14 protein-coding genes are annotated in these 14,274 nt (G+C 38.0%); 9 read left to right on the top strand and 5 right to left on the bottom strand.

Features of this window, described 5'->3' with window-relative positions:
- Window positions 1-7 precede the first annotated feature (7 nt).
- The 3 genes from ACG9ZL_RS04680 to ACG9ZL_RS04670 all read left to right on the top strand — a co-directional run bounded on the left by ACG9ZL_RS04680 (window position 8) and on the right by ACG9ZL_RS04670 (window position 1,973).
- Entirely contained in the window at window positions 8-916 is a 909-nt protein-coding gene (locus tag ACG9ZL_RS04680; protein WP_419359235.1) for an NAD(P)/FAD-dependent oxidoreductase, read from the top strand.
- A gap of 107 nt (window positions 917-1,023) precedes the next feature.
- The gene (locus ACG9ZL_RS04675; protein ID WP_419359234.1) at window positions 1,024-1,746 is read left to right on the top strand and encodes a pseudouridine synthase; all 723 of its coding nucleotides are present in this window, start codon (window positions 1,024-1,026) and stop codon (window positions 1,744-1,746) included.
- A gap of 2 nt (window positions 1,747-1,748) precedes the next feature.
- Window positions 1,749-1,973, top strand: coding sequence for a peptidyl-tRNA hydrolase (locus ACG9ZL_RS04670; protein WP_419359232.1), 225 nt, complete (start codon window positions 1,749-1,751; stop codon window positions 1,971-1,973).
- A 133-nt stretch (window positions 1,974-2,106) separates the two neighbouring features.
- On the opposite strand, the gene ACG9ZL_RS04665 is transcribed toward ACG9ZL_RS04670, so the two are convergent.
- The 3 genes from ACG9ZL_RS04665 to ACG9ZL_RS04655 all read right to left on the bottom strand — a co-directional run bounded on the left by ACG9ZL_RS04665 (window position 2,107) and on the right by ACG9ZL_RS04655 (window position 3,981).
- Window positions 2,107-2,550, bottom strand: coding sequence for a GNAT family N-acetyltransferase (locus ACG9ZL_RS04665; protein ID WP_004821200.1), 444 nt, complete (start codon window positions 2,548-2,550; stop codon window positions 2,107-2,109).
- A gap of 94 nt (window positions 2,551-2,644) precedes the next feature.
- Window positions 2,645-2,956: a type II toxin-antitoxin system RelB/DinJ family antitoxin gene (locus ACG9ZL_RS04660; RefSeq protein WP_419327440.1), complete on the bottom strand. Its 312-nt coding sequence runs from the start codon at window positions 2,954-2,956 to the stop codon at window positions 2,645-2,647.
- 107 nt (window positions 2,957-3,063) lie between these two features.
- Window positions 3,064-3,981: a pseudouridine synthase gene (locus ACG9ZL_RS04655; protein ID WP_419359230.1), complete on the bottom strand. Its 918-nt coding sequence runs from the start codon at window positions 3,979-3,981 to the stop codon at window positions 3,064-3,066.
- Window positions 3,982-4,128: 147 nt separating this feature from the next.
- Between ACG9ZL_RS04655 and tsaE the strand changes: the two genes are divergently transcribed.
- The 4 genes from tsaE to hfq all read left to right on the top strand — a co-directional run bounded on the left by tsaE (window position 4,129) and on the right by hfq (window position 8,200).
- A complete protein-coding gene (tsaE, locus tag ACG9ZL_RS04650; protein ID WP_419359228.1) occupies window positions 4,129-4,587 on the top strand; it encodes a tRNA (adenosine(37)-N6)-threonylcarbamoyltransferase complex ATPase subunit type 1 TsaE in 459 nt (152 codons plus the stop codon).
- A 64-nt stretch (window positions 4,588-4,651) separates the two neighbouring features.
- The gene (gene mutL, locus ACG9ZL_RS04645) at window positions 4,652-6,661 is read left to right on the top strand and encodes a DNA mismatch repair endonuclease MutL (protein ID WP_419359226.1); all 2,010 of its coding nucleotides are present in this window, start codon (window positions 4,652-4,654) and stop codon (window positions 6,659-6,661) included.
- Window positions 6,662-6,667: 6 nt separating this feature from the next.
- On the top strand, window positions 6,668-7,612 hold the full coding sequence (miaA, locus tag ACG9ZL_RS04640) for a tRNA (adenosine(37)-N6)-dimethylallyltransferase MiaA (RefSeq protein ID WP_336951446.1): 945 nt from the start codon (window positions 6,668-6,670) through the stop codon (window positions 7,610-7,612).
- Between the two features lie 90 nt (window positions 7,613-7,702).
- Complete coding sequence (gene hfq / locus ACG9ZL_RS04635; protein ID WP_419327444.1) at window positions 7,703-8,200, top strand: RNA chaperone Hfq; 498 nt, start codon at window positions 7,703-7,705, stop codon at window positions 8,198-8,200.
- 457 nt (window positions 8,201-8,657) lie between these two features.
- Here the strand turns inward: hfq and ACG9ZL_RS04630 are convergent, their stop codons facing one another.
- Both ACG9ZL_RS04630 and ACG9ZL_RS04625 read right to left on the bottom strand, forming a co-directional pair.
- Window positions 8,658-9,974 (bottom strand): peptidylprolyl isomerase, encoded by a 1,317-nt coding sequence (locus ACG9ZL_RS04630; protein ID WP_419359224.1) that lies wholly within the window; start codon window positions 9,972-9,974, stop codon window positions 8,658-8,660.
- Window positions 9,974-12,424 carry an LPS-assembly protein LptD gene (locus tag ACG9ZL_RS04625; protein ID WP_096734006.1) on the bottom strand — a complete coding sequence of 817 codons (2,451 nt, stop codon included), beginning with the start codon at window positions 12,422-12,424 and terminating at the stop codon, window positions 9,974-9,976. Before ACG9ZL_RS04625 ends, ACG9ZL_RS04630 begins: the two co-directional genes overlap by 1 nt.
- Before the next feature lie 119 nt (window positions 12,425-12,543).
- On the opposite strand from ACG9ZL_RS04625, the gene ACG9ZL_RS04620 reads away from it, so the two are divergent.
- Both ACG9ZL_RS04620 and murU read left to right on the top strand, forming a co-directional pair.
- Complete coding sequence (locus ACG9ZL_RS04620; RefSeq protein ID WP_336951444.1) at window positions 12,544-13,563, top strand: aminoglycoside phosphotransferase family protein; 1,020 nt, start codon at window positions 12,544-12,546, stop codon at window positions 13,561-13,563.
- Entirely contained in the window at window positions 13,560-14,249 is a 690-nt protein-coding gene (murU, locus tag ACG9ZL_RS04615) for an N-acetylmuramate alpha-1-phosphate uridylyltransferase MurU (protein WP_336951443.1), read from the top strand. The genes ACG9ZL_RS04620 and murU overlap by 4 nt, the downstream gene beginning before the upstream one ends.
- The last annotated feature ends 25 nt before the right edge of the window (window positions 14,250-14,274 follow it).

Here is a 14,274-nt window from a genome sequence, read left to right as displayed (position 1 = left end):
GTGGAAAATGAACTATGATGTAGCAATTATTGGTGGGAGTTATGCAGGTTTATCAGCAGCATTACCATTGCTTCGTGCTAGAAAAAAAGTGTTAATGATTGATGCAGGCATGCGTCGTAATCGTTTTGCTGAACATTCGCATAATTTCTTAACCCAAGATGGCAATACGCCAGCAGCAATTATTCGTGATGCAAAATTACAGTTAGATAAATATCAAACTTTGTCATGTATTAACGCATCAGTCACCGATGTGAGAGCTATCGGGCAGCAATATGAAATTCAAATAGATCAAGCTGATGAGACCTGTACAATCATTAAAGTCAAAAAAATAATTATTGCTACAGGCGTTAACGATGATTTACCTAAAATCGATGGTTTAGCAGAACGGTGGGGGAAAAGTATTTTTCATTGTCCATACTGTGATGGCTATGAGTTAAATCTGGGGACACTTGGAGTGTTATGTTCAGGTTTACATTCGATCCATATGGCACTGATGTTACCCGACTGGGGCAATACCACTTTATTTTTAAATGATGCAATTTCACAAGCTGAATTAGATCCCGTCATACTTAAACAGCTTAAACAAAGAAATGTGAAATTGGATACCCGCAAAATTCTTAAAATACACAATCATTGTGATTTAGTCTTGGAAGATGGTGAGCAGGTTCAATTAGATGGATTATTCATTTCCACTTTTATGCGCATCAATGCCCCTTGGATCAAAAAACTGGGTGTAGCGCTTGATGTAAATGAATATAGCGAAGCCATTCAAACCACAGCCATGAAAGAAACCAATCTTAAAGGGATATATGCTTGTGGTGATATCACCCGTTCAGGTGGTTCAGTTGCTTTTTCAGTTGCAGATGGAGCATTGGCGGGTGTTGCTGTACATAAGTCATTTATCTTTAATACTTGATAAAAGCATATATTGATTAATCAATAAGGCTAAAAAAGCCTGAATGTTGTTTGGGTTTCAATTCACGATACTTTAAAATGTATCGTGAATTTTTAAGGTATTGATTTATGTTCTTGGAAAAAATGTTGCAATCACAAGGCTTTGGTTCACGTAAGCATTGCCAACAACTCATCAAAAATGGTGCAATTCAAATCCAAAACGAGGTCGTTACAGACCCTAAATTTAAGCTTGATACCCAAAATCTAGTATTTTCAGTCTATACCGAAACATTTAAATACCGTGAAAAAGTCTATATTGCCTTAAATAAACCGCAGGATTACGAATGTTCCCATCAATCAACACACCATTTTAGTGTTTTTGATTTATTCGATGATGTACTTATGAACCGTGGTTTACAAACTGTTGGTCGTTTAGATCAGGACACGACGGGTCTATTGCTACTCACGGATGATGGGCAGTTTTTGCAAGCATTGACTCATCCTAAAAAGCACGTGGCTAAAGTTTATCAAATACAAACAGCAGATCCAATTACAGATGATCAGATTCAACAACTTGAACAGGGTGTAAAATTACGCAATGAAAAAGGTACATTTGCAGCAACAGATGTACAGCGCTTGGCTGAATATGCATTACAAATGACTGTACACCAAGGGGTTTATCATCAAGTCAAACGGATGTTAGCTGCAGTGGGTAATAGGGTTGAAAGCTTGCATCGTGCACAAGTCGGACAATTAGCACTTAAAGAATTGGTTGAAGGCGAGTGGGTTTATTTGACAGAAGATCAGGTGAATGCTGCTAGAAATAGTCAAAATGAACAAATAGTGATTTGATCATGGCTTTAAAGCTCTTTATTGCTGTTTTAGATAAAATGCCAGACTTTATGGTTCCAACTTTTGTTGCGCATGCAGTTTTGGCTGCGCATTTACAATTTGTTCAAGATGCTGATGCCGAAAGTTATAAAAATTGGTTAGAACATTCTTTTCGTAAAGTTGTGGTTAAAGTGAATCAAAAAGAATTTGATAAAATTGCTCAAATTAAAGTGTTATTTAGGACATGAAAGTACAGTATTGGATAGTAAAAAATCCTGTGCTGTGGTCTTTCCTATTTCACAGGACACGATACCCAATGTACTTAAATTCGCAAAGATGTTGAAACCTGTATTGAATTGATTAAAAATTGTATAGTACAAATTACTTAAGAAAACAATGAAATGTCTGGAATTCATTGTCTTTAACAAAACCCATTTGCTCATAGAGCTGATGTGAATGGTAATTATTTTTCTGGGTTTCTAAACTGATTCGTTGCGCATCTTCATGACGTGCAAAAAGAATTGCAGTATCAATCAGTTGCTTGGCAGAACCTTGTCGACGAAAAACAGGTGTTACATAAACATCATCTAAAATATAGTACTTTGAACAAGAAACAGATGAAAAGCCTTGGTATAACAACACAAAGCCTGTAAAAACATCATCTTTGACATGGATGAAGATTACACTTTCTTTATTTTCAAAACGTTGTTTTAAAAAATTAAAGGACTGTTGGATATTGGAAGATGCGCCGTAAAATTGGCGATATTCATCAAATAAAGTAGCAAGTTGATTTAAATCTTCTTTGGTCGCTCGTCTAACGATCATTTATTACTCCTTGCAATGATTTTTATCTTTGCAAAAGAGCATAACCAAAAAATAGAAAAGTAAACTTAATTATTTGTTTAAAAATGCGACAGTGTTATTTTTTGTCACTTTCACCCAAGATGGCATTTAACTCTGCAAATAGATCTTCATCGTCATCATTTAAATCAACAGATGAATTGAGTTGCCCGTTTTGTTGGTCTTGCTTAAGTTTTCTCAGCTTGAGTAACTGATCCATATTGATATTTTGATTTTCTATAGCGAAAGGGATGGATTTTGTGATGACAACTTGTTTAAAAAACAGTCGAACTGCTTGTGCAGGCGTAATCCCCAATTGTTTAAAAACAGCAAATGCTAGTTTTTTTTCTTGTGAATCAAGACGTACTTGATAGACTTCGGTTTTTCTCATGAATAGTGACCAAACAAAATTAGAGTTTGAATGCTTATTTTAATCAAAGCTTTCGGAATTTCAATGCTTAATCGCCAAAAAGTCATATATTTGTCATTACGTCAAAATTACAGTGTCAATTCATAGTTAGAACAGAAGCAATATTCTACTTGTCTAATTGGGTCAAGAAACTGAATTTTTTTGGCTAAAAGCTGCAAAGGTTGTGAAAAATCAGCAGCATCTTTATGTTGAACTCGCGGATAAAAGGGGTCATTTTTAATTGGAATATTTAACCAATTTAAATGTACCCGTAATTGATGCTGTTTACCCGTTGATGGCTTAAGTAAGTATTTTGCCCAAATTTGATTATGTTCAATGAGATCAATTTCGGTATATGAGTTTGATTTTCCATCAACAACTTTCATGGTGTAAAAAGGTTCGCCCTTTTCCATTCTTAAATCTACAGAACGTGGAAAGCTTAACTCAGAATCAAATTTTGCAATTGCTTGATAGGTTTTATTGACTTGCCGTTGTGCAAACATTTGTTGATATAGACCACGTGTTTGTGGGCATTTAGAAAACATTACAATGCCAGCAGTTTCACGATCTAAACGATGGATGGGGGTTAAGTCAGGATTATTTGTGGTTTTTTTCAAACGGACTAATAATGTTTCTTGTATATATTGGCCTGAGGGACTGATGGTCAAAAAATGAGGTTTATCTACGGCAATGAAGTCCTCATTTTCAAATAATATACTTTCTTGAAAAGGCACATAAATCTCATGCGTTAGAAATCGATAATAGTAAAGATGAGTATTCGCTAGATAGGGATGATCTATTGTTAATACTTGACCATGCATATCCAAGATGAGTTGATCTTCAAAACGTTGTTGCCATTCATTGGTTGAAATATGCGGAAAATGGTTACATAAATAACTGAATAAATTTGTAGGTAAATTTTCTAATTTAGGGAGATAAACTTTTGAAGCTGTTACACCATCTCTCATTGGCGGTTGATATTCTGAAACAAGGGTGACGGGTTTCATAAGCGTATTTTTTATGCAGATAAGTTTAAAGTGAGTTGTCTAAGCGCGTTGGAAAGTATCAAAACATGATTTCTAAACAATGCAACATAGGTTTTAAAGTCACGCAATGCTATCATATTGTCTAGTTTGAATCATATCGTGAGCGTTATGCAATATTCATATAAATTAACTCTGAGCAATGAACAAGACACCCAAATGTTGGCACAAAAGCTCGCTCAACATATTGCAAAAGGCGTAATTTATTTAATCGGTGACTTAGGTGCGGGAAAAACCACACTCACACGTTATTGGTTACAAAGTTTAGGGCATCAAGGTGCGGTGAAAAGTCCCACATATACATTGGTAGAACCTTACAAGATCAATGTGAAAGATATCTTTCATTTTGACTTATACCGTCTAAATGATCCTTATGAACTCGAACTAATGGGTATTCGAGATTATTTGGAAGTCGAGAATGCTTTATTTTTATTTGAATGGCCTTCTAAAGGCGCTGATGAGATCCCACAAGCAGATCATGTGATTACTATTTTAAAAACAGACGATGAAGTTGCTCGTGAAGTGATGATTGAAAGTGTTTCTGCTGAATTGATTGAAGCGTTGAGTTGATCAATGCTTTCAGCATTTTAAACCAACCAGATATTCTGATTTTTTTATATTTTAGGTTAATTGAATGCAACGTGAAGATATCAGTTTAAGACGTATCCAAAGTTTAGATCCAGCCCTTGCCAACCAAATTGCTGCAGGTGAAGTGATTGAACGCCCATCATCTGTAGTGAAAGAGTTACTTGAAAATTCGATAGATGCAGGTGCGACTGAGCTGATTATTCGTGTGGCAAATGGCGGCAGTACCCTGATTGAAATTATTGACAATGGTCGAGGTATTCACGCTGAGGATCTAGCACTTTCAGTTACCCGTCATGCAACCAGTAAAATTCAATCTGCTGAAGATTTACAAGCAATTATGAGTTTGGGCTTTCGTGGTGAGGCGCTTGCATCTATTGCCGCTGTTTCGCGTTTAACATTAACCAGTAGTCAGGATGATTCAGGTGTCGGTTACCAACTGGAAGTCAATGGTACAGCATTCGATCATCAAGATATTCAAGCAGTAGCAACCCAACAAGGTACACATATCCGTATTCAGGATTTGTTTTTTAATGTGCCTGCGCGGCGTAAATTCTTAAAGAAACCAGGTACTGAATTTGGTCATATTGAAGAAATTGTACGTCGAATGGCACTTACGCATTTCGATATCCGCTTTGTTTTAGAACATAATGATAATATTCGTCTCAATTTGCCGATTGCTGACAGTGGTGAATTGAGATTTCAACGAGTACAGCAATTATTAGGTCGTCAATTCACTGAAAATGCGTATTGGATTGATGCAGATAGTATTAGTATGCGTTTATCAGGTTGGTTAGGACATCCTTCAGATGCGCGTGCACAAGCCGATTTGCAATATGTCTATGTGAATGGTCGTATCGTCAAAGATAAAACCATTTCGCATGCTTTACGGATGGCTTATGATGGTATTTTGCATGGGCATCAACATGCTGCCTATTTGCTATTTTTAGAAGTAGATCCTGAAAATATTGATGTGAATGTGCATCCAACCAAGCATGAAATTCGCTTCCTTAATCAACGTGAAGTGCATGAGTTTGTACGACATTTTGCTAAAGACACCTTATCTCAATTTCAAACTGCAACTGCGGATTTATCTTCTGCAATGAAGCAGGATGGATCAATAGCAGATCAATTATTACCAGCTCAGCCACGTTATCAAGAACAGTTTTATTTACATCGAAATGCAACCGCTGAGCAACATGTGGTTGATCAAAATAACCGAAGCAATTCAGATGGGTCTATACAGCATAGTGGTCTAACAGATTTTAGTGATGGACATGCCCAAACAGTCAATTATTCCCACTATGAACCACAACAGCAGTATCGTGGCACTCAACAACTCAATAACGCCTTGAAAAGCTATTTAGCCCCTTTACGTGAGTCTGGGGATGCTGATCAAGAATTAACAGATCAAGCGTCCTATGAGCGATCTGTACAAGAAATCCAAAATAAACAGGTCCATCAGGTTGATGAATATCCGTTGGGAATTGCAATAGCGCAATTACATGGAATTTATATTCTTGCACAGAATACGGAAGGACTGATTATTGTCGATATGCATGCAGCGCATGAACGTATTTTGTTACAACAAATGAAATCTGCATGGGATAAACCAGAATTTTGGACCTCACAGCAGTTGCTTATTCCTAAAATTATTTCAATTACACGTATGCAGGCAACCCGTGTTGATGATTTAAAACCACAGTTGGAACGCTTAGGTCTAGAAATTGATCAATATGGTGATGATCAAGTGATTGTACGTGGTGTGCCTGCGATTTTACATAAAGCAGATTTTGAATCCTTGGTACCTGAATTACTCAATGATTTAGATCCAAATGATGAAGCTCAAGCACTACAACAGAAGCGTGATCAAATTTTAGCAGGAATGGCATGCCATGGCGCAGTGCGCGCACATCGAATGCTAAGTCTTTCAGAAATGAATGCTTTGCTGCGACAAATGGAACATACAGAATTTGCAAGTCAGTGTAATCATGGTCGACCAACTTGGCGTGCATTTCCATTACCCCAATTAGATAAATTATTTGCTCGAGGAGAGTAGTTGTACATGTCAAATCAATTGCCCGTCATCAATTTAATGGGACCAACCGCAAGCGGTAAAACTGCTTTGGCATGTGAACTGTATGATCATGGGAATTATGAGCTTATTTCTGTAGATTCTGCCTTGGTCTATAAAGATATGGATATTGGTACTGCAAAGCCAACCAAAGCGGAGCAGGAGTGTTATCCGCATCATTTGATTGATATTATTACGCCTCTTGAGGTTTATTCTGCTGCTGAATTTGTCGAGGATGCTTGTCGACTGATTGATGGTATCCATGCAAGCGGTAAAACACCTATTTTAGTTGGCGGTACAATGCTATATTTTAAAGCGTTGCTTGAGGGGCTCTCTACAAATTTACCGAGTGCTGATTATGCGATTCGTGCTGCGATTGAGTTAAAAGGTGAAACGGAAGGCTGGCAATCGGTGTATGATGAATTAAAATCTGTTGATGTGTTGGCAGGTGAAAAATTTAAAGTCAGTGATAAGCAACGAATCATTCGTGCTTTAGAAGTGTATAAAATTACTGGTCGTCCTATTACTCAACTACAGGCAGAACAACCGAAGAATCAACCTTACCGTTATCATTTTCATAATTATGCTTTATTGCCTGATCGTCTTGAGCTGCACAAGCGAATTGAGTTACGCTTGGAAAAAATGTGGGAAATCGGATTTTTAAATGAGGTTGAAAATCTTATGAAAAAATACGATCTTGAAGAAAATTTACCTTCTTCACGCTCAGTTGGATATAGACAAGCGATAGATTTTTTAAAAAACAGTGATTTGAGTCAAGAAAGTGAGCGCCAAATGAAGGATAAAGCACTTTTTGCAACACGACAATTAGCAAAACGTCAATACACTTGGTTACGATCTTTGCAAGAAACACACTCTTTTCAAACTTTTTTTACGATAAACCAAGCACAAGAAGACTTGCGAAACTTATACGGATAAAGCAAAATTTAACAACTACCTTTTTTATAAATTTTAATTGAAAAATAAAGGTAGTTTTTGCGCTGATTTTAATTTTTTTTGGAGTATAAAATGTCTAAAGGTCAAACTTTACAAGATCCGTTCTTAAATTCTCTCCGTAAAGAACGTATTCCTGTTTCTATTTTTCTTGTAAACGGTATTAAATTACAAGGTCATATTGAATCTTTTGACCAGTATGTTGTTTTGTTGAAAAACACAGTAAGCCAAATGGTTTATAAGCATGCTATTTCAACTGTTGTACCTGCACGTAATCCACGTCCTGCTGGTGCTCCTGCTGGTGCTCAAGGCGCTGCTGGTGGCTTTGGTGGTCAAGCTGGTGGCTTCGGCGGTCAAGCTGGTGGCTTTGGTGGTCAAGGTGGCTTCGGTGGTCAACAAGGCGGCTTTGGTGGTCAACAAGGCGGTTTCGGTGGTCAAGGTGGTTTCGGTAGCCAAGGTGGCTTCGGTGGTCAAGGTGGCTTCGGTGGTCAAGGTGGCTTCGGCGGTCAAGGTACTGACTTTGGCGGCGAAACAAAATTTGAAGATTCACAAGAAGATGAAAACAATCGTTAATTTCTTGATTTAACAAGAACGATTGTAAAAGAGACGCCAAATTGGCGTCTCTTTTTTATTGGCTTCTCTTAATATGAGACTATGTTGAAATTTATCTATGTTTGCACCTACACCGTTTTTAGATGATACGAAATTTAGTCATTCTGAATGATGTAAACGTCATTTCGCTGAGTATAGACGTAATGGTAAAAACGTTGGTCCTTGCGCTGCAAACAAAGCCACGCATTGTTCTTGCTTGGGGTTGTGTTTAAAATTTTCTTGGGTTTACGTTATGAAACCTGAAGATAGCCTCGCTATTCTCTTTGCTTCATGCTTCATGCTTCATGCTTCATGCTTCATCAGCTCAATTTTAACCTACAATGCAAGCCATTTATGAAATAATAAGATAAACCAAGATTTTTAAATTAAAAAGCCAGTGTAGAACACTGGCTTTTTAATTTAAAGACTAAGCGCAGGCTTAACTTTCACTTTTCTTTGGATCTAAGCTGGGATCTTTGATTTCAATGTAAGTATTTGCACGTAACTCTCGTAGCCAGCCGTCATATTCTGATTCGAATTGACGTTCGCCTAAAATTTGGCGTGCCATACGCTTTTGGTATTCTGAAGTCATATCTTGTTGACGTGTACCTGTGACTTGAAGAATATGCCAGCCAAATTGAGTTTGAAATGGTTTGCTAATTTCATTGACTGGCGAGCTCTGCATGAGTTTATCAAATTCAGGAACCATCATGCCAGGGCTTACCCAGCCAAGACTTCCGCCATCACGAGCAGAACCTGGATCATTTGAATAAGTTGAAGCAAGCGTAGCAAAATCATCACCCGCTTTTAAGCGATTATAAATACTGTCAATGGTTTGCTTTGCATTTTCAGGGCTAACAACTTCTGATGTTTTAATCAGAATATGACGAGTATTAAACTGTGAAACCAATGCTTTTTGTTCATTCGATTTTTTTTCTAATAATTTTAAAACATGAACCCCGTCTTTTGCTGGAATTAAGTCAGTGGTTTGACCTGGTTCAAGGGTAGTCACACGTGCAGCAAGATCTGTTGGAATGTCTGAAAGCGGACGAAAGCCCATATCAGCGCCATCGACTTTGATTTGTGCTGTAGTAAATTTCTTTTCTAAGCTTTTTACGTCATTGCTATCTTTTAAGTCAGTACGGACTGCTTTTGCAATACTTTCTAACTCGCTTGCTGGCGCTTCTCCTGAAATACGCATATGTAGTACATGGACTTGACTACCAACAGCAGCTTGACCTTCAGGTGATTTTAAGAAGTTTTCAACATCAAGGTCAGTGATCTTGATACGAGACATTACTTGTTGTTGACTCAATCGTTGAATGAGTAAATCTTCCGCAACACGGTTACGCAGTAATTCATAAGTACCAGGCGCAACAGCATCTAATTTTTTTTGAAAAGCTTCTAAAGAATTTGCACCAGATTGTTGGGCAACTTTCAATACGGCTTCATTTAAGCTTTTTTCATCTGCTTTTAAGCCATACTTCTTCACTTGTTCAAGCTGTGCATCATGGGTGATGAGCTGACTCAGTACTTGCTGTTGCAGAATGTTTTGTGGTGGGATTTCTTTCTTTTGTGCCTGAAGTCGATGTGTCGCTTCAGCAACACCTTGGTCTAAATCACTTTTTAAAATTGCTGTAGAACCAACAATTGCTATGATTTGGTCCTGCGGAGCAGCATAAACTGATACCGCGGTGGAGATGAGTAAAGCTAAGGTTGATGCTTTAAATAATTTTTTAAATTTTTGCGTCTTCATTAATGTGTCCAAGATTGATTAGCTTTATCAAAACCTAAAATACGATTTTCAAGTAATGAACTTAACTTGTTGTTCAAACCACCAAGTCCTTTTAGTGTGATCTCAGCCATCACTGCGCGTTTTGGCTTTGTATCAGGAAGAGAAACATCATCTAGATCATTAAAATACGAGCGACCATAGACGGAAATTCCCCAACAACAAGATTCATAATTCACACCCAATAAATATTCGCGTGCGACATGGTTGTCAAGGTCATATTGAACATGTCCCATAATACGCCAGTTGTCTTTTACAGGCTGTATAAATGATGCAACTGCTTGATCATATGCACGTTGACGGTCAGGGAGGTTATTACGATAAAAATAACCAACATTATAAAGGTTTCCGCGTTGCCCTGTATAATACAATTGGAAGTCATGTTGAGCGCTATCACCATTTGACATCCATGCTGAATTGGTACTCAGTGTGAAGTTTTGTGAAAGTTGGCTAGAAAGGCTCAGCACAGGACCAGTATGTTTTTCTCTGTCTAAATCATCTGTATTGTTGAGTAAGGTAACTTTTCGATCATCAAAATAATAACTTTGACCGATACTTGCTCTTAAACGCTCTAAGCCCACTGTATCAAACAAGCTATAGCTTAAACCAAGCGATAAAAAGTTATTGTCTTCTAAGCGGTCGTGTCCATAGAAACGGTACGGGCTAAACAATTGATCATAGCTAATAGAAGCTGTTGTTGAATCAAAGTTTGGATAACCTGTTTGATTTTTATATGGTGCATAGGCGTAGAAAGCGCGAGGTGTAATGGTCTGGAGGAATTTTCCGTCCTTTTCGAAAGTTAAACCCGTATCCAAGGTAAATTGAGGAACAACAACAGATTTATTTTTGCTATCTTGGCTTTGGTTATTTAAGTTAAGTTGATCTACAGTAGTTTGATCATAAAAGGTATTTAAACTACGTACAGAGACTTCTGGAATTACAAAAGACCATGGATTACGGAAATTATAACGTGTTGCAAATTGGTTATATAAACGTGTACCACTTGGCTGGTTATTATAATCGGCATCATTGATGTCTTTTTGGAAATAAGCAGTGTCGTTGTTAAACTCGTATTCCAAACCTTGTGGATTTCCAGCTACATAGTTGAGTAAAAACTGCGGTAGGCGGGCATATGGCTTATCAACATCTTTGATGGTTTTATCGAGTGTTTGGAAGTCTTCAACTTTAAGTTGAGCTTTTAACCCTGGAATACCGTGATTGTAATTGAGTTCCCAAGCACGGCGTTGGTTAAGTTCTGTTCGTGTGTTTGGATTGTTATCTAGATCCGAGAAAAAATCTTTATCAGAAACATAATTGTATTCTAAATTGGTTGACCATTGTTTGGTGATATCCCACTTGTGTAGGAAATGTAGGTCTTTACGATCTTCATCATTATAATCACGGTCAGAAGGTAAATAACTTCCCCAAACGCTACCAGCACCAAAGTTCTCAGTTAAATAACGAAACTCACCTTGAGCCATAAGACCACGGTCAGTTATCAGCCGTGGTGTAATGGTGGCATCATAGTTGGGCGCCAAATTTAAATAAACGGGAACTGCGAGTTCAAAGCCACCATCATTAGTAAAACCGAAACTAGGATTTAAAATCCCTGTAGTACGGCGGTCATCGATTGGGAAGTTGAAATATGGAACTGCGAGTACAGGCACATCCTTAACATAGAGTTTGGTGCCACGCGTTACACCACGCCCCGTATCTTGATCCAATTCAATTTTATTGGCCTGAATTTTCCAAGTGGGTTTTTCATCGGGTGGGCAGGTGGTGTAGGTGGCATTTTCAAGAACGATATTGGTTGGTGAAGTTCTTTCTATTTTTTCTGCATGACCATGTGCGTGGGTCAATTCTGCAATATAGAAACTATTATTTAACTGACCAGTTTCATCTTTCAGATTGTAATCGATTTGATCACTTTGCGCGATGATACCGCCTTGTGCCATTTGTACATTGCCTTTCGCTTTGGCGAAAGTTTGTGTTTTATCAATGGTCACTTCATCAGCACGGATCATACGTCCAGATTGGTCAATGACCACATCACCAGACAGGAAAGAGTCACCATTGGGATTGTAATAACCATTGTCTGCGGTAATCACAGATGATGCTTCTTCTGGGTTTGTCGATTTAGCTTGGGTGCTAAAAGGAGTAACCCAAACACCTTCACAATAACGCGTGCTTGGATTTTTTAAATCACGTACCTGTGCTTCAGGCGAGTTTTTGTCCACATAATATTGTTCAAAGAAATTTTGCCCTGCAAAGCTTTCTTTGATGGCTGCATTCAGTTGCTTATTATTAACTTCAGAAACAGTGTCTGTCGATTCAGCATAGCTGGATACTGAACTTCCACAAAGAAGTGTCAAAATAGCAGTCGCTAAAGGATTAAATTTAAACTGATGCTTCATTTGTCTCATTAACCAAATATGCTAATCGCAATTAATTATTGTCGCATCATAGAGAAAAAGTCGATAAGTAGCTACACTTAGCACTTCAAAAATTCAGCCTGAATTAGATTAAATTGCAAATGAATACACAACGTGAACAATTGATACAAACATGGTTAACATCTGTACTCAGTTCAGATCAATTTGAAATCAATTTTTTAGCAGGCGATGCGAGTTTCCGTCGTTATGCACGAATTACCTTGAATAATAAAACATTTATGCTTATGGATGCACCTCCTGAGAAGGAAGATTGTCGTCCTTTTGTTGCGATTGATGAGTTCTTTGACACAAATGGGGTGCGTGTACCTCATATTGTTGCCAAGGATTTAGATCAAGGTTTATTGTTGCTTGAAGATTTTGGCGATATCTTGCTATCTACACAATTGAATGATCAAACGGTAGATGCACATTATGCACAAAGTTTTAAACAGTTGGTGCAGTTGCAATCTATTTTTGCTGATTCATCACACTTGCCCGCATATGCCTATGAAAAGCTGATCTCAGAAATGGAATTGTTAACAGATTGGTTGTTACCATCATTAGCAATCCAAGTAACAGATGATGAGCTTGGATTAATTAAACGAACTTTTGCTATTCTTGCCAATGCTGCTTTGGCACAACCTCAAGTAATCGTACATCGTGATTTCCATAGTCGTAATCTGATGATTCTTGAAGCTGAGAAAGATCAAGGTGTGATTGATTTTCAAGACGCAGTGATTGGTGCTGACACTTATGACTTGATTTCGATTACCCGTGATGCCTACGTACAGTGGAGTCCTGAGCGTGTGTATGAGTGGTTTAAAGTATTTTATGACTTATTGCCAGAATCTGCGAAGCAAGATCGTGATTTTGATCAATTCAAACAAGATGCTGACTTCATGGCAATTCAGCGCCATATCAAAATTTTAGGTATTTTTGTTCGTTTGTTTGAGCGTGACGGTAAATCTGGTTATCTCAAGGACTTGCCTCGTGTCATGTGGTATTTATTGGAAGAGTCAAAATCTTACCCAGAATTACAACCGTTCATGAGTTTTATTCGTGCACGGGTTTTGCCAAAATTTGAAGAAAAATATGGCGCATATGAGGTGGTTGCAGCATGAAAGCGATGATTTTAGCAGCTGGTCTAGGCAATAGAATGCGACCTTTGACCCTCTATAAGCCAAAGCCTTTATTGGAAGTGGGCGGCAAAGCACTAATTGTATGGCATATTGAAAAATTAAAAAAAATGGGTGTAACTGAAATCGTGATTAACTCTGCATGGTTGGCAGATATTCTGATCGGTGCGTTAGGTGATGGCTCACAATTTGGTGTGACTATACGCTGGACGCGTGAAGATGAGGGCTTGGAAACCGCAGGTGGGATTATCAATGCCTTAGCACTTCTCGGTGATCAACCTTTTATTCTGGTCAATGGCGATGTATGGACCACTTTTGATTTTACATCATTATTGAATATGGATCTTGCTGATGATCTTGCGCATTTGGTTTTTGTCAATAATCCTGAACAACATCCACAAGGTGATTTTACCTTGGCAAATGGTCGTGCTTATACCTTTGATCAAAATCAGCAAGGAGAAAATTTAACTTACAGTGGTATCGCTGTGATCAATCCAAAAATGTTTGATGGGCTGGAGCATGGTAAAAGACCACTTGCACCTTTGCTTAAACAAGGCATGCTAGACGGTAAAATTTCGGCAGAGAAAATGCAAGCGGCGTGGGTTGATGTTGGTACACCTGAGCGTTTAACAGCCTTAGATTTGCAAATAAGACAGGGTGAGTATACTTAAGTGCGAATAAATAGGCCTAAGTGCG

It is taken from the genome of Acinetobacter legionensis (genome assembly GCF_048551735.1).
In the GTDB taxonomy this organism is placed as follows: Bacteria; Pseudomonadota; Gammaproteobacteria; order Pseudomonadales; family Moraxellaceae; genus Acinetobacter.
This window is presented reverse-complemented; position numbering and strand designations above follow the sequence as displayed.